The sequence below is a fragment of the Sphingopyxis sp. 550A genome, from assembly GCF_053569535.1.
The window spans coordinates 1,545,531-1,566,514 of sequence record NZ_CM131615.1 but is presented as its reverse complement, the minus strand read 5'-3'; the positions used below and the strand labels follow the sequence as shown (position 1 = coordinate 1,566,514).

22 protein-coding genes are annotated in these 20,984 nt (G+C 66.6%); 10 read left to right on the top strand and 12 right to left on the bottom strand.

Annotated features, from left to right (window positions below; translation table 11 throughout):
- Positions 1-125: 125 nt before the first annotated feature.
- The 3 genes from ACVENA_RS07590 to ACVENA_RS07580 are packed head-to-tail and all read right to left on the bottom strand — an operon-like array spanning position 126 to position 3,664.
- A complete protein-coding gene (locus ACVENA_RS07590) occupies positions 126-1,502 on the bottom strand; it encodes a sensor histidine kinase (protein WP_449328278.1) in 1,377 nt (458 codons plus the stop codon).
- Positions 1,499-2,392: a hypothetical protein gene (locus tag ACVENA_RS07585; RefSeq protein WP_449328277.1), complete on the bottom strand. Its 894-nt coding sequence runs from the start codon at positions 2,390-2,392 to the stop codon at positions 1,499-1,501. Before ACVENA_RS07585 ends, ACVENA_RS07590 begins: the two co-directional genes overlap by 4 nt.
- A 57-nt stretch (positions 2,393-2,449) precedes the next feature.
- On the bottom strand, positions 2,450-3,664 hold the full coding sequence (locus ACVENA_RS07580) for a hypothetical protein (RefSeq protein WP_449328276.1): 1,215 nt from the start codon (positions 3,662-3,664) through the stop codon (positions 2,450-2,452).
- A 303-nt stretch (positions 3,665-3,967) separates the two neighbouring features.
- Here ACVENA_RS07580 and gyrA point away from each other — a divergent pair, with 303 nt between their 5' ends.
- From gyrA to ACVENA_RS07560, 4 genes are all read left to right on the top strand, one after another.
- Positions 3,968-6,631 (top strand): DNA gyrase subunit A, encoded by a 2,664-nt coding sequence (gene gyrA / locus ACVENA_RS07575; protein WP_449328910.1) that lies wholly within the window; start codon positions 3,968-3,970, stop codon positions 6,629-6,631.
- On the top strand, positions 6,628-6,936 hold the full coding sequence (locus tag ACVENA_RS07570) for a DUF952 domain-containing protein (protein WP_449328275.1): 309 nt from the start codon (positions 6,628-6,630) through the stop codon (positions 6,934-6,936). The genes gyrA and ACVENA_RS07570 overlap by 4 nt, the downstream gene beginning before the upstream one ends.
- A gap of 74 nt (positions 6,937-7,010) precedes the next feature.
- Positions 7,011-7,853, top strand: a complete 843-nt coding sequence (locus ACVENA_RS07565) for a TauD/TfdA dioxygenase family protein (protein WP_449328274.1) — start codon at positions 7,011-7,013, stop codon at positions 7,851-7,853.
- Positions 7,854-7,944: 91 nt separating this feature from the next.
- Positions 7,945-8,466, top strand: coding sequence for a hypothetical protein (locus ACVENA_RS07560; RefSeq protein ID WP_449328273.1), 522 nt, complete (start codon positions 7,945-7,947; stop codon positions 8,464-8,466).
- A 9-nt stretch (positions 8,467-8,475) separates the two neighbouring features.
- Here ACVENA_RS07560 and ACVENA_RS07555 read toward each other — a convergent pair whose 3' ends face one another.
- Complete coding sequence (locus tag ACVENA_RS07555; RefSeq protein ID WP_449328272.1) at positions 8,476-9,147, bottom strand: lysoplasmalogenase; 672 nt, start codon at positions 9,145-9,147, stop codon at positions 8,476-8,478.
- A gap of 217 nt (positions 9,148-9,364) precedes the next feature.
- On the opposite strand from ACVENA_RS07555, the gene trmFO reads away from it, so the two are divergent.
- Positions 9,365-10,702 carry a methylenetetrahydrofolate--tRNA-(uracil(54)-C(5))-methyltransferase (FADH(2)-oxidizing) TrmFO gene (gene trmFO / locus ACVENA_RS07550; protein WP_449328271.1) on the top strand — a complete coding sequence of 446 codons (1,338 nt, stop codon included), beginning with the start codon at positions 9,365-9,367 and terminating at the stop codon, positions 10,700-10,702.
- 180 nt (positions 10,703-10,882) lie between these two features.
- On the opposite strand, the gene ACVENA_RS07545 is transcribed toward trmFO, so the two are convergent.
- Entirely contained in the window at positions 10,883-11,350 is a 468-nt protein-coding gene (locus ACVENA_RS07545; RefSeq protein ID WP_449328270.1) for a hypothetical protein, read from the bottom strand.
- A 130-nt stretch (positions 11,351-11,480) separates the two neighbouring features.
- Here ACVENA_RS07545 and ACVENA_RS07540 point away from each other — a divergent pair, with 130 nt between their 5' ends.
- A complete protein-coding gene (locus ACVENA_RS07540; RefSeq protein WP_449328269.1) occupies positions 11,481-12,386 on the top strand; it encodes a hydrogen peroxide-inducible genes activator in 906 nt (301 codons plus the stop codon).
- A gap of 212 nt (positions 12,387-12,598) precedes the next feature.
- Here ACVENA_RS07540 and ACVENA_RS07535 read toward each other — a convergent pair whose 3' ends face one another.
- Genes ACVENA_RS07535 through pgsA form a run of 3 tightly spaced genes read right to left on the bottom strand, consistent with a single transcriptional unit; the run spans position 12,599 to position 13,869 of the window.
- Positions 12,599-13,039, bottom strand: a complete 441-nt coding sequence (locus ACVENA_RS07535) for a molybdenum cofactor biosynthesis protein MoaE (protein ID WP_449328268.1) — start codon at positions 13,037-13,039, stop codon at positions 12,599-12,601.
- A complete protein-coding gene (locus ACVENA_RS07530; protein ID WP_449328267.1) occupies positions 13,036-13,293 on the bottom strand; it encodes a MoaD/ThiS family protein in 258 nt (85 codons plus the stop codon). Before ACVENA_RS07530 ends, ACVENA_RS07535 begins: the two co-directional genes overlap by 4 nt.
- Before the next feature lie 3 nt (positions 13,294-13,296).
- Complete coding sequence (gene pgsA, locus ACVENA_RS07525) at positions 13,297-13,869, bottom strand: CDP-diacylglycerol--glycerol-3-phosphate 3-phosphatidyltransferase (RefSeq protein ID WP_449328266.1); 573 nt, start codon at positions 13,867-13,869, stop codon at positions 13,297-13,299.
- Positions 13,870-14,016: 147 nt separating this feature from the next.
- Here pgsA and ACVENA_RS07520 point away from each other — a divergent pair, with 147 nt between their 5' ends.
- Positions 14,017-15,288 carry an MFS transporter gene (locus tag ACVENA_RS07520; RefSeq protein ID WP_449328265.1) on the top strand — a complete coding sequence of 424 codons (1,272 nt, stop codon included), beginning with the start codon at positions 14,017-14,019 and terminating at the stop codon, positions 15,286-15,288.
- Here ACVENA_RS07520 and ACVENA_RS07515 read toward each other — a convergent pair.
- The 3 genes from ACVENA_RS07515 to nadC all read right to left on the bottom strand — a co-directional run bounded on the left by ACVENA_RS07515 (position 15,285) and on the right by nadC (position 17,158).
- Positions 15,285-15,512, bottom strand: a complete 228-nt coding sequence (locus tag ACVENA_RS07515) for a hypothetical protein (protein ID WP_449328264.1) — start codon at positions 15,510-15,512, stop codon at positions 15,285-15,287. The two genes, ACVENA_RS07520 and ACVENA_RS07515, sit on opposite strands and share 4 nt — an antisense overlap.
- 94 nt (positions 15,513-15,606) lie before the next feature.
- Positions 15,607-16,326 carry a ribonuclease T2 family protein gene (locus tag ACVENA_RS07510; RefSeq protein WP_449328263.1) on the bottom strand — a complete coding sequence of 240 codons (720 nt, stop codon included), beginning with the start codon at positions 16,324-16,326 and terminating at the stop codon, positions 15,607-15,609.
- Complete coding sequence (gene nadC / locus ACVENA_RS07505) at positions 16,313-17,158, bottom strand: carboxylating nicotinate-nucleotide diphosphorylase (RefSeq protein WP_257549690.1); 846 nt, start codon at positions 17,156-17,158, stop codon at positions 16,313-16,315. Before nadC ends, ACVENA_RS07510 begins: the two co-directional genes overlap by 14 nt.
- A gap of 94 nt (positions 17,159-17,252) precedes the next feature.
- On the opposite strand from nadC, the gene ACVENA_RS07500 reads away from it, so the two are divergent.
- Positions 17,253-18,389, top strand: a complete 1,137-nt coding sequence (locus ACVENA_RS07500) for an NAD(P)H-dependent flavin oxidoreductase (protein ID WP_449328262.1) — start codon at positions 17,253-17,255, stop codon at positions 18,387-18,389.
- Positions 18,390-18,512: 123 nt separating this feature from the next.
- Here ACVENA_RS07500 and ACVENA_RS07495 read toward each other — a convergent pair whose 3' ends face one another.
- Positions 18,513-18,962, bottom strand: a complete 450-nt coding sequence (locus ACVENA_RS07495; protein WP_257549686.1) for a peptidylprolyl isomerase — start codon at positions 18,960-18,962, stop codon at positions 18,513-18,515.
- Between the two features lie 190 nt (positions 18,963-19,152).
- Here ACVENA_RS07495 and mgtE point away from each other — a divergent pair, with 190 nt between their 5' ends.
- Both mgtE and ACVENA_RS07485 read left to right on the top strand, forming a co-directional pair.
- Positions 19,153-20,613, top strand: coding sequence for a magnesium transporter (mgtE, locus tag ACVENA_RS07490; protein WP_449328261.1), 1,461 nt, complete (start codon positions 19,153-19,155; stop codon positions 20,611-20,613).
- 228 nt (positions 20,614-20,841) lie between these two features.
- Complete coding sequence (locus ACVENA_RS07485; RefSeq protein ID WP_257549682.1) at positions 20,842-20,970, top strand: entericidin A/B family lipoprotein; 129 nt, start codon at positions 20,842-20,844, stop codon at positions 20,968-20,970.
- The last annotated feature ends 14 nt before the right edge of the window (positions 20,971-20,984 follow it).

Below are 20,984 nucleotides of genomic sequence, written 5' to 3'. Positions count from 1 at the left end.
GCGAGAAATCGAAAACAGGAAAAGGGGCCGTTCCACGGCCCCTTTTTCGTGGCGGCACGCCCCAAGACAATCGTCGCCCTTGCGCTACGCCTCTGGCGGCCCCGCCGTCACGGGGGCGACGACCCTTAGCTATCCCGCGCCGGCAGGCTCAGCGTGAACCGCGCCCCCTGCCCCGGCGCGCTTTCGACCGTCAGGTCGCCCTCCATCGCGCGCGCCAGACGCCGCGCGATATAGAGGCCCAGCCCCGATCCGCCGCTGTCGGTGCGGCCGAGCCGTTCGAATTTCTCGAACACCACCGCCTGCTGCTCGCCCGAAATTCCCTGTCCCTGGTCGGCGACGGTGACCATCGCGCGGTCGCCCTCGCGGTCGACGCGAATCCAGATTTGCGAGTTTTCGGGCGAATAGCGGATCGCATTACCGAGCAGGTTGAGCAGCACCTGCAAGACGCGGCGAAACTCGCCCGTTGCGGGCATCTTGTCGTCGACCTTCGGCGCGTCGATGCGAATGCGCTTTTCCTCGGCCTTCATGCCGAGCAGCCCGACCGCGCGGCGCGCCAGGTCGCCGAGGTCGATCTCGTCGGCCGCTGCCTTGAAGCCGGGTCGCTCGATATTCTGCAAATCGGCGAGATCGTCGACCAGTCCGAGCAAATGGCGCCCGGCGTGCGCGATGTCGCCGGCGTAGCGCGCATAATCGGCGCGGATCGGCCCGTCGAACTGGCCATGGATCGTCTCGGCGGTGGCGATGATGCGGCTCAATGGCCCACGCAGCGCGCCGTCGATCCGCCGCCCGAATTGCGGGTCCGACAGCGGCAGCGACCCGAAAGCCGGGTCGGCAAGTGTCGCGGTGGCGTTGCTCGTGCTCGCCGCGCCCTCGCGCTCGACATCGGCCTCGCCGCGAAAGCCGGTAAAACGCCCGGTCGCATCGAAAATCGGGGCGGCGGCGAGCGTCATCGCGACCCGCCCCGCCGAACCGTCGGCGCGGACGCGCTGTCCCTCGAAACGCGATTGGCTCGCGAGCGCGCGCAGCACCGGAAACCGTCCCTGCTCGTCGGGCTGCAACTCGAACAGCTCGGACAGCGACCGGCCCTCCCAATCCGCGGGAACAAGCGGCGCGTCGGTCCCGCCCTGCAGGGCGATCATCCGCAATTGCTGGTCGCATTCCCATGTCCATCCGCGAAGCGGCGGGACCGCGTCGGCGGTCGCCGCTTGCGGCATCGTCATTGCCCCGGCACGCCAGTCACTGATTTCCAGACTGGCGCCGTCGCCGTCGGGCAGGACGCGGACGAGCGCATGAATGTCACTATGATCATCGGCGGCATAAAGCGGCCGCGAAAGGTCGCGCTGCAGCCGCTGTGCCAGCGCGACGAGCCGCGCGAGGTGCGGCAGCGCGAGCGGCTTGCCGATCCCGGCGCCCGCGCGTTGCTGGAGCCGCAACAGCGGCGCATCGGCGCTGATCAGCGCGCCGGCGCGGTCGATCCGCCCACGGATGACACGCTCGCTCATTGGTCCGCCTCTCCACCGGCGCGCGACGGAAGCGCGGCAAGCGACGCCTCGAGCGGCGCGAGCGCGGCCCGGTCGAGCCGCAGCGGGGCGAGCAGGGTCGGCAACGCCGCCGGTGCCGCGCTGAGCAGCGCAAACGCCATATCGGCATAGGGCCGGCGATGTTCGCAGGCCGCCAGTGCGATCAACGCGGGCCAGTCGTGCCCCGCGATCGCCGTCACCGCTGCCGCCGTGACATCCGCAGCGGTCGCCAGCGACGCATGATAGGCCCGCGCCGCGCGGTCGATCCCCGCAGCCGGTGAATGCCGGTCGAGCGCGCGCTGCACGAAATCATCGGGGTCGAACGCCGACGCGCCGTCCTTGCCCGGCTGGAGCACGCGCCACGCCGCAATGTCGCCAAGCAGCGCGCGGAGCAGGTCGGGGTCGGTATCGGCCGGCGCGATGCGTGGATGGCCGCGCGCGTCGAAGCGCCGCCGGTCGGCGATCTGAAGCGCCAGATAGGCGCGATCGACCTCGGGCGCCACTTCGGGTGCGGTCGTCGCCGCGGCGGCTTCGTCGGCCTCGTCAGTCGCGGGCGCGATTGCCCGCATCGCCGAATGCTCGCGCCAGCGATGCTCCTCGGCGCGGGCATAGCAGGCCGTTGCCAGCCGCGCCGCCGTCGGCAATCCGCTCTCGAGCCAATCGTGCCACAGCATCGCGACATCGATCGCATCTCCCGGCATCTGCGCCGCATCGGCAACCAGCCGCCGCGCGATGCCCAGCGACAGCGCGCGCTGCTCCTCGGTCAGCCGTCCGGCCATCGGCGCCGCCAGGAAACCGGCGAGTTCGCGCAGGCGCGCCGACAGCATCGGCGACGGCAATTCGATGCCGGGCGAGGAAAGGGATTCGGCCATGCACGCCCGCGATAGCAGCCTATCGTTAATAGGCGTTAAACCTTGCAGCGCTTTGTTTTAGAGTGAATCCGGCCGCCGTGCGAGGCGGAGCCAGATCATGATCTGGAACAATGCCAGCAGCGGCAGCACCGCGAACATCAGCGTCGCGAAATCGAACAGCAGGGCCGGCACCAGCATCATCCACGCCTGGTCGGCGTCAGGAAGCAGCCAGTGAAAACGGCGCGTCTCGCCGACATCCTCGTACAGCCAGCGCGCGAGCAGGATCGTCGCCGCAAGGCAGGGCGCAAGCGCGGCTTCCGAAAAGCGCGGCATCAGATGATCGGCCCCGCCCAGCGACAGCAGCCAGGGAAAGAGCCCCAGCAGCAGCCAGCCGAAGACGCGAATGACATGTCGTACCCGGTCCTGCGCCGCGCTCTCGGCGCGAAAGGCCGAAAGAAAGCGCATCGCGGCGAGCCCCAGCCCACCGAGTACGGCGACGATGGCCCCCGCAGCGGCCAGCCCGCTCGCCGCGAGCAACGCGACGCCGACCCATAAAAGCGCCGTAACATAAGGAAGATAGCGCGCGGTCTTTGCGGAACGCACAAGCAAGGGGCCGACCAATCGCACCAGCGGCATCATGATCGCCGAGCGGCCAAGCCCCATGCCGCCATATTCGACCTGCTGCAGGCTGGATTGCTCGATCAGCGCAGCGGTCGGACGGTCGGTGACGATCGCGATCTCGCCCTGCTCGAACAGCGCCGGCTCGCAATAGAGCCGCCGCGCGCCCGCCTGCACCGCCATGCGCAGCAGCGTCAGCATCATGTCCCATTCGCCGGGCATCGCCGCGAGTTCCGCGGCCATCGGCTGCGAGATCGACGCCAGCCCGCCCCAGCGCCGCGTCGCGTCGATCCGCTCGAACGCCTGCGTCAGCACCGTATCGCCGGTGACGAGGATCGCGGGCGACCCAGGCTTGGCGATCGCCGCATAATGGGTGCCCCCGGCGCGCAGGCCATCGGCGACGAGAAGGATGCGGTCATCGCTCTCGACCAGCGCGACCAGATCGGCGGCGACGCGCACCGGCGTCACTTTCAGGCCGCGGCGGCGGATGCGGTCGCAAACGCCGAGCAGTTCCGCCGGCACCGCCGCGACCGCGACCGCGATATGCGTCACCCCGACATCGGCGAGCCGCGCCGCCTGCCGCTCGATCAACGTCTCGCCCGCGACGGTGACGAGCGCGCGCAGCGACCCGTCGGGCAGCATTTCGCTCGCGCCGACGAGCGCGATCAGGGCCACCGGCGCCCCCCAGGCTGGCAGTTGGTCATCGCGCGCCAGCTTTAGGGGCGCGCGAGCGATTGGCAAGCCGCTTGTCGCGCATCATGACGTCACCCCGATACGTCGAAAGCCGCGCGATTCCGGTGCCCTCGCAGGTGTAAAAAATCTGCCGAAAACCGACCGAATCGCTGGCATTCGCCGCCCCTATGGGCTAGGCCGAAACCATCTCCCGATAAGCAGAAAAAAGGCCGGGCTTTGACCGAAGAAAATCCGCATTTGCCGCCGTCCCCCGACGGCGTTTCGCCGATCAACATCGTCGACGAAATGAAGACCAGCTACCTCGATTATGCGATGAGCGTGATCGTCAGCCGCGCGCTCCCCGACGTACGCGACGGCCTGAAACCCGTGCATCGCCGTATCCTCTACGCGGCGCAGGAGGGCGGCTTCGTCCCCGGCCGTCCCTACAAGAAATCGGCGAAGATCGTCGGTGACGTAATGGGTAATTACCACCCCCACGGCGACAGCGCGATCTATGACGCACTCGCGCGCATGACGCAGGACTGGTCGCTCCGCGTCCCGCTGATCGACGGTCAGGGCAATTTCGGCTCGATGGACCCCGATCCGCCGGCGTCGATGCGATACACCGAAGCGCGCCTCGCCAAGACCGCGATGGTGCTGCTGAACGACCTCGACAAGGACACGGTCGACTTCCAGCCCAATTATGACGCGAGCCGCGAAGAGCCGACGGTGCTCCCGGCGCGCTTCCCCAATCTGCTCGTCAACGGCGCGGGCGGCATCGCGGTCGGCATGGCGACGAACATCCCGCCGCACAACCTCGGCGAAGTCATTGACGCAACATTAGCGACGATCGACAACCCTTCGATAAGCCTCGAAGATTTGATGGCGATCGTCCCCGGCCCGGACTTCCCGACCGGCGCGATGATGCTGGGCCAGGGCGGCGCGCGCAACGCCTATCTGACCGGGCGCGGCTCGATCATGATGCGCTCGACGCATATCATCGAGGAAGGGCGCAACGACCGCCAGTCGATCGTCCTGACCTCGATCCCCTTCCAGGTCGGCAAATCGGGGCTGGTCGAGAAGATTGCCGAAGCGGCGCGCGACAAGCGCATCGAGGGCGTTGCCGACATCCGCGACGAATCGAACCGCGAGGGCGTCCGCGTCGTTATCGAACTGAAGCGCGACGCGACCGCCGAGGTGGTGCTCAACCAGCTCTGGCGTCACACCCCGGCGCAGTCGAGTTTCCCCGCGAACATGCTCGCGATCCGCGGCGGCCGCCCCGAAATGCTCGGCCTGAAGGAGATTTTGACCTCCTTCATCGCCTTCCGCGAGGAGGTGATCACCCGCCGCTGCAAATTCGAACTCGCGAAGGCGCGGGACCGCGCCCACATCTTGCTCGGCCTCGTCGTCGCGGTCTCGAGCCTCGACGAAGTCGTCCGCATCATCCGCGGCTCGCCCTCGCCCGCCGCGGCGCGCGAAGCGTTGCTCGCCCGCGAATGGCCGATCGGCGAAATCGCGCCCTACATCCGCCTCGTCGAGGCGATCGAGGGCGAGATGGAGGAGAGCGCCACCTACCGCCTCTCCGAAATTCAGGTGAAGGCGATCCTCGACCTTCGCCTCCACCGCCTGACCGCGCTCGGCCGCGACGAAATCGGCAAGGAACTCGGTGAGTTGGCCACCGAAATTGAGGAACTGCTTTCGATTCTCGCCGACCGCGAAAAACTCTATGCGGTGATGCGCGAGGAACTGATCGCGGTGCGCGAGGAGTTCGCGACGCCGCGCAAGACGCTCGTCGCTCCCGCCGCCGACGGCATCGACGACGAGGATCTGATCGAGCGCGAGGAGATGGTCGTTACCGTCACCCTCGACGGCTATATCAAGCGCACCCCGCTCGATACCTTCCGCGCCCAGCGCCGCGGCGGCAAGGGCCGCGCCGGCATGGCGACGAAGGACGAGGACGTCGTCACCGAACTCTTCGTCACCTCGACCCACACGCCGGTGCTCTTCTTCTCGACCGCGGGCAAGGTCTATCGCATGAAAGTGTGGCGCCTGCCCGAAGGCGGACCGGCCACGCGCGGGCGCCCGATGATCAACCTGTTGCCGCTGGCGCAGGGCGAGACGATCTCCACCGTCCTGCCGCTGCCCGAGGACGAGGGCGAATGGGGCAAGCTGCACGTCATGTTTGCAACCGCAAAGGGCAATGTGCGTCGTAACAGCATGGACGCCTTCACCAACGTTCCGTCGAACGGCAAGATCGCCATGAAATTCGAGGGCGAGGACGAGGACGACCGGTTGATCGGTGTCGCGCTGCTGGGCGAAAACGACGACGTCCTGCTCGCGACGCGGCAGGGCAAGGCGATCCGCTTTGCCGGCGACGACGTCCGCGAATTCCAGAGCCGCAACTCGACCGGCGTCCGCGGCATGCGCCTTGCGGCCGGCGACGAGGTGATCTCGCTGTCGATCCTCCATCGCGGCGGGATGCGCGATCAGGACGAGCGCGAGGATTACCTCCGCTTCGCCCCGTGGAAGGCCGAAAAGGAAGGCGCGCCCGACATGGACGCCGATCGCTTCGCCGAACTGGCGGGCCGCGAACAGTTCATCCTGACCGTCTGCGCGAACGGCTATGGCAAGCTGTCGTCGGCTTATGAATATCGCCGCACCGGCCGCGGCGGCCAGGGGATCACCAACATCGACAACATCAAGCGCAACGGCTTGGTGGTGGCCAGCTTCCCCGCGACGCAGGCGCATCAGCTGATGCTCGTCACCGACCAGGCGAAGCTGATCCGCATGGGTCTCGACAGCCTGCGCGTCATCGGCCGCGGCTCGGCAGGCGTGCGCCTGTTCGACGTGGCGGAAGGCGAGCATGTCGTCTCCGCCGCGCTGATCGAGGACAGCGACGAAGACGACACCGAGGCCGCCGCCGAAACGGAAGCTCCCGAGGCCCCCGCGACCGAGGCCCCGTCCGAGTGAACGTCGCGACGGCCTTCAAGGTGCTGACGCACCAGCAATGGGTCGATTTCGAGCGCGAACGCGTGTTCCGCGGGGCGCCGGTGGATATCGCCGACGGCTATATCCACCTGTCGACCGCGGAGCAGCTCGAAGCCACGCTGGCGAAGCATTTCGCGGGCCAAGACTGCCTGATGATCGCCGAGGTCGACCTGTCGCAATTCGGCGACGCAGTGCGCTGGGAAGAAGCGCGCGAGGGCGCGCTCTTCCCGCACCTCTACGGCGAATTGCCGATGCACGCGGTGGTAGGGCTCAGCAAGCGGGATTGACCGTCGCCCCCGCCTTCGCGGGGGCGACGATTGGGCCGATTGACCTCTTCCGCCATCTGGCGCACCCTCCCCCCATGACGCTCACCATCACTCCTACCGGCGAGGCTTGCGGCGCCCGCATCACCGGCGTCGATCTGACCCGGCCGCTCGCACCCGAAAGCGTCGCCGAAATCCGCGCGGCGTGGCTCGATCATCACGTCCTCGTCTTCCCCGAACAGAAGATGAGCGACGATGATCTTGAGCGCTTCACCGGCTATTTCGGGGGCTTCGGCGACGATCCGTTCATCAAGCCGATCCCCGGCCGCGAGCATATCATCGCGGTCAAGCGCCGCGCCGACGAGACCGCACCGTTGTTCGCCGAAAACTGGCACAGCGACTGGAGCTTTCAGGACCGCCCGCCCGCGGGCACCTGTCTTTTCGGCATCACCATACCTCCCGTCGGCGGCAACACCGAATTTTCGAACCAGCACGCCGCGCTCGACGCGATGCCCGCGGACCTGCGCGGCCGCATCGAGGGGTTGCAGGCCGTCCACAGCGCGCGCGGCGGCTACGCCCCCTCGGGCATGTACGGCACCAAGGATCAGGGCCGCAGCATGGACATCCGCTCGGGCGAGGAAGCGCTGGCGACCCGGCTTCATCCCTTTGTCCGCAAGCATCCCGAAACCGGCCGCGAAGGCCTGTTCGGCTGCGCGGGCTATATCATCGGCTTCGACGGGATGGACGATGCGGAGGCGATCCCGCTGATCGTCGAACTGCTCGAATGGCAGGGCCGCGAGGAATTTCGCTACAGCCACGAATGGGAGCCCGATATGCTTATCATGTGGGATAATCGCTCGGTACTGCATCGCGCGACCGGCGGCTATGACGGACACGACCGCCTGCTTCACCGCACGACGATCGCGGCGTGGGACGGATAGGCCTGTTTCCCTATGATTGTGATCCGGGACATTGCAGCCCCCCGCCAGCCATGAGATGGATCCCACAGACCCATCCAGAGAGAGAATTGCGATGCGCCTTATTCTGCTGTCCGCCTTGCCCGTCGCGGCGCTCGTGACGGGAGGCGCGGCCCCGCAGCACGCACCCGCCCCCTTCGACGGCGCGTGGATGGCCTGCGAAACCTATCAGGGCGCAAACATCTGCGCCTACACGCTGATGGCGCAGCACGGCGACCGCGTGTGCGGGGTCCAGCGCGATTTCGCGACCAACGCCTATTACAGCCAGCGCTTCATCGCGACCGCAAAGGGCAGTCGCGCGCATATCGACCGGATTTGCGGCGACCCGGGGTCGGAAACCGACACCTATTGCGCCGGACAAGCGCCGCCGGACGCAGCAAAGGTTGGCTGGGGCACCTCGGACCAGACGCTCCAGACCTGCGGCAGCCGACTCCACAGCGTGAAGGATGGCGACAGCTTCAGTTGCGCCGGCGCCCGTCCTGATGCCGGGTTGCCCAAGGTGCGTTCGCTGGACGGCGAAGGCCCCGAGCCCGAGGACGAGGCCTGGATGGCGTCCTGCCTGCGGGGTGAGGACTGAACCTGCGCCCTATCCGCGCGCTTCGCTGGACAGCGTCTTGACCACGCCCCACGCGATCAACGCCTGCCCCGCGAAATAGAGCGGCCAGACGAACCACATCGTCACATCCTTGCCAAGCGTCCCGCCTTCGCCCGCGAAGATGAACAGGTCGCTGGCGAGAAACATCATCGCACCGATGCCGGTGCGGTAGCGCGGAAAGCGGCTCGCCCAGGCGGTTGCCGCCATCGCCGCGACGAGCGCGCTGTAACCGACCGCCGCGCCCATCTCGCCCGTCTCACCATGCCGGGTCAGCGCCCAGGCGATCAGCATCGCCAGCGGCACGACGGCGAAGACGAGCAGGCGCTGCGATCCGGTCAACGCGGGCCGCCGATTGCGCAGATAGAGCGCGATAGCGACGAGGTGCCCGATCGCGAAAGCCGCCGCGCCCTGCATCAATCCGATCGCATCGAGCGCCCAATCGCCGAGCGCTCCGAAGCCGAGCACCGCGGCGATCATCCGCCCGTCGCCACTCCGCGCATTGACCGCCGCCCAGATCGCGAGCAGCGCGACCCCTGAGGTCTTCCACAGATGGATGGCGGCGCCGTCCCAATGCTGGTGAACCGCGACGAAAAAGCCGATGCCGCCGACCAGCGCCAGCCCCCACAGCCAGCGCGCGCGATCCCAATGCTGAACTTCGTTCATTATCCGCCCCTTTGCATCTTCCCGGCAATCCGCTTAGAGGGCGAGCGCCTTGGAATGAAGCCCGATCTTATCCATCCGTCATCCCGGCGAAAGCCGGGATCTCGCCATCGCGTTCGAATGCGCCGATGAGATCCCGGCCTTCGCCGGGATGACGACTGGGATTAGGGCAATCGTCCTTCAGTGCGCGGCGGATCCCACCCAAGTCAACGGATAGAATATGGCAACCCACGACATTCACATCATTGGCGGCGGCCTCGCGGGCTCCGAAGCGGCGTGGCAACTCGCCGAGGCGGGCTATCGGGTGCGCCTGTCCGAAATGCGCGGGGGCGGCGACACGACCCCGGCGCATCAGGGCGACGCGCTCGCCGAGATGGTCTGCTCGAACAGCTTCCGCAGCGACGACGGCGACAGCAACGCGGTCGGCCTGCTCCACCGCGAGATGCGGTCGCTGGGCTCGATCATCATGCGCGAAGCCGACGCCACGAAAGTCCCCGCGGGCTCGGCGCTCGCGGTCGATCGCGACCTCTTCTCGGGCGGCGTCACACGGGCCTTGTCAGAGCATCCGAACGTCACCATCGTGCGCGAGCGCGTCGATACGCTGCCGTCGGCGGGGTTGACGATCGTTGCGACCGGCCCGCTGACCGCCGCCGGTCTCGCCGCGAGCATCGGCGCCGCGACCGGCAAGGACGCGCTCGCTTTCTTCGATGCCATCGCGCCGATCGTCTACCGCGACAGCATCGACATGGACGTCGCATGGATGGCCAGCCGCTGGGACAAGGTCGGGCCGATCGGCGACGGCAAGGATTATATCAACTGCCCGATGGACAAGGAGCAATATCACGCCTTCGTCCAGGGCCTGATCGACGGCGAAAAAACCGACTTCAAGGATTGGGAAAAAGACACGCCCTATTTCGAGGGCTGCATGCCGATCGAGGTGATGGCCGAGCGCGGCGTCGAAACCCTGCGCTTCGGCCCGATGAAGGGCGTCGGGCTCGACAATCCGCGCACCGGGCGCTGGCCCTATGCTGTCGTCCAGCTCCGGCAGGACAATGCGCTCGGCACGCTGTGGAACATGGTCGGCTTCCAGACCAAACTCAAGCATGGCGCGCAGGTCGAGCTGTTCCGCACCATCCCCGGCCTGGAGAAGGCCGAATTCGCGCGGCTCGGCGGGCTCCACCGCAACAGTTTCATCCGCTCGCCCGAACTGCTCGACGATCAGCTTCGCCTCAAGTCGGCACCGCACATCCGCTTTGCCGGACAGATCACCGGCTGCGAGGGCTATGTCGAAAGCGCCGCGATCGGCCTGATTGCCGCGCGCTTTGCCATCGCCGAACTGAGCGGTCGCACCCTGCCCCCACCGCCGCCCGAAACCGCGCTCGGCGCCCTGCTCGGCCACATCACCGGCGGCGCGGACGCCGCGAGTTATCAGCCGATGAATGTCAATTTCGGCCTCTTCCCTCCGCTAGCCGAGGATGTGCGGAAAAAGGATCGGAAGCTCGGCTACACGCAGCGCGCCGGAACGGCGCTGGCGGAGTGGATGAAGCTGGCTGGGTAAAGAGAAGAAAGGGATTCACGCGGAGACGCGGAGGGATCGAGCCGACAGGCTCTTCTATCTTTCTGATTTTGATCTCTCCGCGAGATCAACAAAGGCCGCTTCGCGGTCAGCACCACTTCTCCGCGGCTCCGCGGCTCCGCGCGAACCAAAAAATCTCTGCACCTCTGCGCGAGAATCTTTTCAACAACTGCACTTCGGCTTCAGGGCCCGTTTCGGCGCGGTCGTCGCGAATTCGGCGCGCGTCAGGTCGCCCGACTTGTCGGCGTCAGCCTTGGCGAAGCGCTCGCCCGTCGCGACGGCCCATTCCTCGAACGTCAGCAGATTGTCGCCGTTCCTGTCGAGCTTGCGGAACGCCGCGGTGCGCGAGGACATCAGCTCGACGCGGCTGATCCGGTCGTTACGGTCGCGATCAAAGCGGTTGAAGCGCCGCTCCTCGCGCGAGGCTTCCTTCGCGGCGGGCAGCGCGGGCGGCGCCGGCCCGTGCTTCGGCGCATTGGCGCCCGCGACGGGAATGGCCGGCAGACCGGGCGGGGGCTCGGGAAGCGCCTCCTCTTCGGCGATCTGGCTATGGCCTTTCCACAGAAAGACCCCGCCGGTGAGCAGAAGCGCGCTCGCCACGCCGCCGATCAAGAATCTGGAAATCGCCATCAGCCCCTCCCGCCGGATCGACTTGCTATCATGGCGCCCCCGGAACCAACAACAAACGCCGCCACATTGGCGCTAAATATTAATCGATATGCTTGTTCAAAATAGAGCAGCCGATTGCTACATTCGATCAATGCAAAATTACCTGCCCACGCTCAAACAGATGCAATATCTCGTTGCGCTCCACGACCACGGCCATTTCGGCCGCGCCGCCGACGCCTGCAACGTCACCCAGTCGACGCTGTCGGCGGGTATTCGCGAACTTGAGACTTTGCTCGGCCAGACGCTAGTCGAGCGCACGCGCCGCGTCGTCCGTTTCACCGTGCTCGGCGACAAGATCGTCGCCAAGGCGCATCGCGTGCTCCGCGAGGCTGAGGAACTGGCCGACATGGCCGCCGCCGCCGCCGCGCCGCTGGTCGGCGAGCTGCGCATGAGCGTCATCCCGACGATCGCGCCCTTCCTGCTTCCCGGTCTTCTCCCGCGGCTGCGCAGGGAGCGCCCGTCGCTCAAGCTCTTCCTCCGCGAGGAACCAAGCGCGCAGGCGTGCGAGTCGCTCCATCACGGCGCCGTCGACTGCGTCCTTCTCGCGCTCCCCTATGCCTGCGGCGACGTCGAGAGCGAGCCGCTGTTCGACGACGCACTGTTCGTCGCCTTCCCCGGCGAGCAAGCGGAGGATCTTCCGGCCATGGTCAGCGCCGACCAACTCGACCCCGCGCAGATGCTGATGCTCGAGGACGGCCATTGCCTGAAGGACCACGCCCTCGCCGCCTGCAACCGTCCCGAGCTGCGCGCCGGCGCGCGGATGATGGGCACCTCGCTCCACACCCTCGTTCAGATGGTCGACAATGGCCTCGGCATCACCATGCTGCCGCAGATGGCGATCGAAGCGGGAATCCTTGACCATACCGACATCGACACGCGCCCGCTCGCTTCCGACCACGACTGGCGCACGATCGCGCTGGTCTGGCGCAAGGGCAGCCCGCGCGCCGACGAATTCCGCCTCCTTGCGGATATTTTCAGGAAGCATAAGGCAAACTAACCACCGCGCCCTTCGTCGCCGCGCGGGCGGATGTCAGGAAGCGACCGATTGCGGCCGCCCGGCCTCTCCTAACTTTGTCATCCCCGCGAAAGCGGGGACCCAGAGCGTGCGTCGGCTAACCCCACACTGGGTTCCCGCTTTCGCGGGAATGACGAAAGTGGGGAGTGTCCGCTCTCCACCCCGAAACCGACATTCGTTTGTCACCGGGCCGGCTAGTCCCACCGCTCCGCGCGGCCCTGATCGCCCTCGCGCGGCTCGACCCAGCGCACCCGCCCATCGGCGAACGTCTCGCGCTTCCACAGCATCACGTCGGTCTTGAGCCGGTCGATCAGATATTCGCAGGCCGCCAGCGCCTCCGCGCGGTGCGGGCTGCTCGCCAGCACCAGCACGATCGTCTCGCCGGGCGCCATCGCGCCGACGCGGTGGATCAGGGTCAGCGCCGCGAGGTGCCAGCGGTCGGCGGCGGCATGAGCCAGCCCCGCCAGCCCCGCTTCGGTCATCACCGGATGATGGTCGAGAAACAATTCGGTCAGCCCGTCGTCGCCGCGCACCCGGCCAATGAAGCTCGCGCTCGCCCCGTGTCCCCCGGCATCGTGCAGGTCGAGTTCGGCGGCAACGTCGATCGCGTCCGCGCGGACCGCGACGCGGATCATCCGCCCGTCACCGGGGGAAACAGTGCGACCTCGCGCGCACTGCCGATGGCCGCATCGGGCAGCGCCATCGTCCCGTCGAGCGCCGCGCGGATGCGCGCCGGCTCGGCGAAGGCCAGCGCCCCCCGCGCATCGCGCGCCGCGAGCCAGCCGACCAGATCGGCCATCGTCGCCACTCCGGCGGGCGGATCGATCACCTCTTCGAAAACTCCCATCCGCTCGCGCACCCAGGCGAAATAGCTCACCGTCAGCGCCACGGCTCAATCCATATGCTTGAGGCCGACGCGCAGATAATCCCAGCCGGTGATCAGCGTCAGCACCGCCGCGCCCCACAGCGAGACGAGGCCGACGGTCTTGATCCACCCCATCTCCGGCAACGCCCCCGCCAGGATCAACGCGCCGAAGGCGATCAACTGAAAGGTCGTCTTCCACTTCGCGAGCTGGGTCACCGGCATCGACACCTGCAGGGTCGCGAGAAATTCGCGCAGCCCCGACACGATGATCTCGCGCAGCAGGATCATCAGCGCGGCGATGACGTGATAGCCCGCGATATCGCGCGTGAAGACGAGGAGCAGGATCACCGCCGCGATCATGATCTTGTCGGCGATCGGGTCGAGGAAGGCGCCCAGCCGCGACACGATCCCGCGCGAACGCGCAACATAGCCGTCAAAATAATCGGTAATGCCCATCAGGCAATAAAGGCCGAAGGCGAAGGCGTAATCGATCGGCTTCGGCTGGAGCGATCCTTCGGCGACTCCCGGCCACAACAGGAACAGCAGGATGGGAACCGCCAATATGCGCGACAGCGTCAATATATTCGGAAGGCTGAGCATGATCCCTGTCGGCGTATCGGTTCCAAATTGGGCTTTGACCCCATCCGCCCTACCCGATAAGCCCCCCCGGCGACAACAAGATTGCCTTTGGGGGGAATATCCGGGGCGGGCGTTGTCCGGATGTCGGGCTGCAAGAGTGGATTTTCAATGACCGGTTCCTTTGCGCTGATGAAGCAACGCCGGTTCCTGCCCCTGTTCGCGACGCAGTTTCTCAACGCCTTCAACGACAATTTCTACAAGATGGCGATGGTGATCCTCGTCACCTTCACCATCTACAAGGATCCGGAAACAGAGGCGTGGTTCAACGCGCTCGCGGGCGGGCTGTTCATCCTGCCCTTCTTCCTCTTTTCCGCGCTCGCGGGCCAGCTTGCCGACAGCACCGACAAGACGCGGATGATCCGCCTCATCAAGTCGGCGGAAATCGGGATCATGATCGTGGGCGCCAGCGGCATCTGGCTGCACAATGTCCCGCTGATGCTGCTCGCGCTCTTTTCGATGGGGATGCACTCGACCTTCTTCGGGCCGATCAAATATGCGATCCTGCCCCAGCATCTGGAAGAGGACGAGGTGCTCGCCGGCACCGGCTGGGTCGAGGCGGGCACCTATATCGCCATCCTCGGCGGCACGATCGTCGGCGGCCTCACCCCGCCGCATATCGCGATCCCCGGCATCGTCGTCGTCGCGGTCATCGGCCGCCTGACCGCCAGCTTCGTCCCCGCCGCGCCGCCGGAAAAGGAGGCCGAAGGGCTCGTCATCGACCATAATGTACTGCGCTCGTCGTGGCAGATCGTGAGCGGCACGATGCATATCCCGCGCCTGTTCCTCGCCATCGTCTCGATCAGCTTCTTCTGGGCGATCGGCGCGATATTGGCGGCGCAATTCCCGCCTCTGGTCAAAAATGCGCTCGGCGGCGACAATACTGTCGCGACGATGTTCACCGCCATTTTCTCGATCGGCGTCGCGATCGGTTCGATCGTCGTCAACCGGCTGCTCAAAGGCCATGTCTCGGCGCGCTATTCGCCGGGATCGGTGATCGTGATGGGTCTGTTCGTCCTCGACCTCTGGTGGTCGGTGAAGGGCTGGGTCCACGCCGATGCGACGCTGATGGACTGGCGCGAATTCCTGTCGCTGAGCGCGGGCGACCGCATCATCTTCGATCTGTTCGGCATCGCGGTCGCCGGGGGCATGTTCGTCGTTCCGCTCTATGCGTTCCTGACCACCACCGTCGCCAAGTCGCAGACCGCGCGCACCGTCGCCGCGAATAATATCGTCAATTCGGGCTTCATGGTCGCGGCGACGCTGCTGCTCAGCGTGCTGATCGGCCTCGGGCTGACGATCGACGACACGCTGCTGATGGTCGCGGCGATGTGCCTGGTATCGGCCTTCCTCGCGTGGAAGCTACATAAGGCCTGCGATTAAATCAGGAACATCATCGTCGCGACGAAGAAGATCGCGAAACTTTCCAGAAACAGCCGCAAATCGCCGTCGCGCGACCAGGGCGACGGAAGCGGCCGCTGCGTCCGCAGCATCCGCACCAGCTCGCCCTGCCAATCCTCTGGCGCGGTCAGCCGCGCGATGGTCGCCTGCCGCGCCGCGTGCGCGCGCAGCCGTTCGCGAATGTCGATCTGTCGGCCCGAGTCCATGCCCCGAAGCTAGGGCGTGCTTAACGAGTCGATAAGGTTAAAAAATCGTTAACGCCGTCCCTGTCCCGGCGCGGGACGACGATTCCCGATTTGCTTAATCGCGCGGCATCGGCCGCACGCGCACGCTGCGGCGATCGGCCAGCCCCTTCTGGAACGGCCGGCATTGCTGCGGCTTCATCCGCGGACCAAGGCAGAGGCGCACTTCGTCGAGCCAGCCGTCGCGGCCGGCCGCAACCGCGATCATCGTCTCCTTCACCCCCGGATTGACCGCTGCGAAGGCGCGCCGGACGCTGCCCGCGGTCTGCGGCGCCGCCCCCAGCCGCTTCATGTCGGGAAAGCGCACCGCGCGAAACAGGATCTCGGCGGCGCGGAAATAAGCGGCGGGATTCGGGCTCATGCAGGTACCGTGCTTCGCCCATTCGTGCTGCAGGAGCTGCGCCGATGGCGTCATGCACATATGCTTCTTCAGCACCGGCTGCGGCACGATCTTCGCCGGCCGGCACCATTGCGGATAGCCGGCATCGGCGGCCTCGGGCCATAGTCCGTGCAGCACCCAGCCGAAGCGGCCATTCTCCCCCGAACATTGGAAGCGGTCGCGCGCATCCTTCGGATTGCGCACCCCCGCGCAGCGCTGCGGCGACCAGCTCATGCTCAGCAGATAGCCCGCGACCGGCGCCTTGCGTACCGGCTCGCCGCGCCGCGGCTGTTCGAGGCGCGGGACGGGAACGCGATCGGGCGCGACGCAAGCGGGCGATTGGGCCTGCGCGGCAGAGGGCGCAAGCAGCAGCGCCAGCGCAATATCAAGCCAGCGCAAAATCGAGCCCGATGTCGGCCGCCGGCGCCGACTGCGTCAGCCGCCCCACCGACACATAAGTCACCCCCGTCGCCCCGATCGCGCCGATGGTGTCGAGCCGCACGCCTCCCGATGCCTCGGTCGGCACGCGGCCGCCGACGATCGCAACTGCCTCGCGCAGGGCATCCGGCCCCATATTGTCGAGCAGCAGATGCGTCGCCCCGGCCTTCAGCGCGGGTTCGACCTGGTCGACGCGGTCGACCTCGACGATGATGTTTTCGATCCCCGCCGCGACCGCGCGGCGCACCGCTTCCTCGACCGATCCGGCGACCGCGACATGATTGTCCTTGATCATCGCCGCGTCCCACAGCCCCATGCGATGATTGGTCGCGCCGCCCATCCGCGTCGCATATTTTTCCAGCACCCGCAGGCCGGGGATCGTCTTGCGCGTGTCGAGCAGAGTCGCGGTGCCGCCGAGCGCATCGACATAGCCCCGCGTCATCGTCGCGATTCCCGACAGATGCTGCACCGTGTTCAACGCCGACCGCTCGGCGGTCAGCATCGCGCGGGCGTTGCCCGACAGCCGCATCAGGTCGCTTCCCGCCGCCACCCGTTCGCCCTCGGCGACCAATATGTCGATCTCCATCGCGGGATCGAGCGCACGGAAAAAGGCTTCGGCGATCGGCAGGCCCGCGACGGTGATCGCGTCGCGGCTGTCCATCACCCCCGAAAAACGCGCGTCGGCGGGGATGGTCGCCATCGAGGTGATGTCGCCGCCCGACCCCAGATCCTCGGCCAAGGTGTTGCGGACAAAGGCGTCTAGGTCGAAACCGGAAAGGGAAAAATCGCTCATAGGGCGAGCGATAGAGGGCTTCCCACGCAAATCAACTTGACGTTTACGTCAACTGGCGCTGACATGGCGGCAAATAAGGAAATGGAGAGACCCCATGCAATCCCCCATCTGCGCCATGCTCGGCATCGAATTTCCGCTGCTCGCTTTCTCGCACTGCCGCGACGTCGTCGTCGCGGTGTCGAAGGCGGGGGGCATGGGCGTGTTCGGCGCCGCCGCGCTGCCGCCCGAACGGCTCGAGGAGGAACTGGCTTGGATCGACGCGCATATCGGCGGCCGCCCCTATGGCGTCGACCTGATCGTCCCCAACAGCTTCGCCGGCAAGGGCGAGGCGCCGACGTCCAACGCCGCCAAGGTTCCCGAATCGCACCTGCGCTTCGCCGCCGACCTGCTCGGCAAGTTCGACGTCGATGCGGCGGGGCTCGAAGAGGCGATGGAGACGCGGCAGAGCTTCGGCGACAATATGCATGAGGACGGCGCGGCGAGGCTGCTCGAAGTCGCCTTCCGCCATCCGATCGCGCTGATCGCCAACGCGCTCGGCGTGCCGCCGCCGCTGATGCTCGAACTCGGCAAGCGCCACAAGGTGCCCGTCGCCGCGCTCGTCGGCACGCGCGACCATGCGCTGGCACAGGTCCGCGCGGGGGTCGATATCCTTGTCGTCGCGGGCGGCGAGGCCGGCGGTCATTGCGGCGAGGTCGCTACGATGGTGCTGGTGCCCGAAGTCGCGGCGGCGGTCGAGGCGGTCGGCGCGACAACGCCGATCCTCGCCGCGGGCGGCATCGTCACCGGGCGCCAGATGGCGGCGGCGATGGCGATGGGCGCACACGGCGCCTGGACCGGATCGGTCTGGCTGACCACGGCCGAGGCGGAGACCAACCCGGTCGTGAAGGAAAAGATGCTCGCCGCCTCGGCGCGCGACACCGTGCGGTCGAAGAGCCGCACCGGCAAACCCTCGCGCCAGCTCCGCTCGCCGTGGACCGACGCCTGGGAAGCCGAGGGCGCGCCCAAACCGCTCCCCATGCCGCTGCAATCGCTGGTCAGCGAACCGGCGCTGCGCAAGGTCGACAAATTGTCCGAGGGCGGCCACGAAGGCGCCAAGGCGCTCGCGACTTACTGGGTCGGCCAGGGTGTGGGGCTGATGAACGAGGCGATGGGCGCCGGGCAGGTCGTGCAGGCGTTCAAGGAAGACTGGATCAGCGCCTGCGAACGGCTGAACGGGTTCGTGGGGGAATGATCCCAGCCGGCTTCATAAAATATTTGCGTGTCCCCGCGAAGGCGGGGACCCATCTCCGGTCGGTGCAAGATGGAACCGGCCGGAGATGGGCTCCCGCCTTCGCGGGAGCACGGCTATTTTTGTTTACGCCACCGTCGCCTTGACGATCTTCCCCGGCTCGCGCGGCGGCTCGCCCTTGGGCAGCGCGTCGACATTTTCCATGCCTTCGATCACTTCGCCCCAGACGGTATATTGATTGTCGAGGAAGCGCGCGTCCTCGAAGCAGATGAAGAACTGGCTGTTCGCGCTGTTCGGGTTCTGCGCGCGGGCCATCGAGCAGACGCCGCGGACGTGCGGCTCGGCGTTGAACTCCTGCGGCAGGTCGGGAAGCTTGCTGCCCCCCATGCCGGTGCCCGTCGGGTCGCCGCCCTGCGCCATGAAACCCGGGATCACGCGATGAAAGACGACGCCGTCGTAAAAGCCTTCCTTGGCGAGCGTCGTGATGCGCTCGACATGCTGCGGCGCAAGATCGGGGCGCAGGCGGATGACGACGTCGCCGGTCGACAGCGAAAGGGTGAGCGTCTGGTCGGACATGAGGAACTCCTGGTTGGAAAGCCTTGGGAAAGGCATGATGGATATGCGAGCGCCATAGCCGCGCCGCGCGGCAAAGCCACGCCCTAATTGCGCAAAAAGCGTCGCGGCGGCGTTGCCATCATGCGGCGGCGGGACTAGGGGAAGGCCGGAAGCCACATCACACGCCGCATATTCCAGGGAGGACCGCGCGATGGACAAACGCGAAGAATCCCTGCCCCCCGACGACGTGACCATCACCGACGATCGCGAGATCGACCGCGATCCAGCCCCGCGCGAAGCCGAAACCGAACTCGACGAGGATGACCGGCTGAAACCCGCCTTCGTTCGCGACGTTATCGACCTCGCCGGAGCGGGCGAGGTTGAGGCGGCGCGCGAACGCGTCGGCCGTCTCCACCCCGCCGACATCGCCGACCTGTTCGAGCTCGTTTCCGACGAGGATCGCCCGCTCCTCGCGCACGTGCTCGGCGATATGGTTTCGCCCGACGTGCTCGCGGAAATGAACGACCATGTGCGCGAACGGCTGATCGACCTGCTCGCGCCGGAGCAAGTGGCCGAAATCGCATCCGAACTCGATACCGACGATGCCGTCGCGATCATCGAGGACATGGAGGAGGACGAGCAGCAGGCCGTCCTTCAGGCGATGGAGCCCGAGGATCGCGCCGCGATCGAGGACGCCCTCTCCTATCCCGAGGAGACCGCCGGGCGTCTGATGCAGCGCGAATATGTCGCGGTGCCCGAGCATGTAACCGTCGGCGACGTGATCGACCGCCTCCGCGAGGATGTCGATCTTGCCACCGATTTCTGGGAAATCTTCGTCGTCGATCCGATGCACCGCCCGGTCGGCACCTGCCAGTTGAGCTGGATCCTGCGCGCGCCGCGCACCATCGCGATCAGCGACCTGATGAAGCGCGAGCAGACGCTGATCCCGGTCGACATGGACCAGGAAGAGGTCGCGCTGCGCTTCCAGAAATATGCGCTGATCTCGGCCGCGGTCGTCGACAAGGCCGGGCGTCTGGTCGGCATGATCACCGTCGACGACGTCGTCCACATCATTCAGGAAGAGGCGGGCGAGGACATCTTGCGCCTGTCGGGCGCGGGCGACGGCGATATCAACGAACCGATCGTGATGACGATCCGCACCCGGTTGAGCTGGCTGGTCGTCAATCTCGGCACCGCGATGCTCGCGGCGTCGGTGGTCGGCTTCTTCGAGGGTGCGATCGCCAAATTCGCGCTGCTCGCGGTGCTGATGCCGATCGTCTCGGGCATGGGCGGCAATGCGGGAACGCAGACGCTGGCGGTCACCGTGCGCGCGATCGCGACCAATCAGCTCACCGCGTCGAACACGTTGCGCATGATTTTCCGCGAGCTCCGCATCGCGACGGTGAACGGCTTGTCGCTCGGCGTGCTGATCGGCACCGGCACCGCGCTGATCTTCGGCAACCCGCTGCTCGGCGTCGTCATCGCCTCGGCGATGCTGATCAACAATCTGGTTGCGGGGCTCGCCGGCATATTGGTGCCGGTGACGCTCGACCGGTTCGACGTCGATCCCGCCGTCTCGTCGGCGGTTTTCGTGACGACGCTGACCGACATCATGGGCTTTTTCTCGTTCCTCGGGCTCGCGGTGCTCAGCGGCCTGACCGCGATGAACTGATCAAAGCGCTGGAATCCAAGCGATTCAAAAGAATCGCAAAAAAATTTTTATCGCTGCAATTTTTTTCGGGAACTTATTCGCCGCGCCGGTCGTTTCCTTTTCGAGCAGCGGCATCGCCCCCCCCGCAGCGCTGCTCAGCAACATTGGCCCGGCCCGCATTCCCTCCCCCCCCTCGAACGCGTGCCGGGCCATTTTGCGCTCAAGACATGACCCGCAAGAGGTGATCCAATGACGAGTGTCCGTGTAATCCTTCTCACCCTGCTAGCCAGCTTTCTGGTCGCTGGCTGCAACACGGTGAAAGGCGTCGGCCGCGATATCGAGTCGGTCGGACAGGCCGGCGACGACGCCATTCACTGATCGGCGCGGTGCTG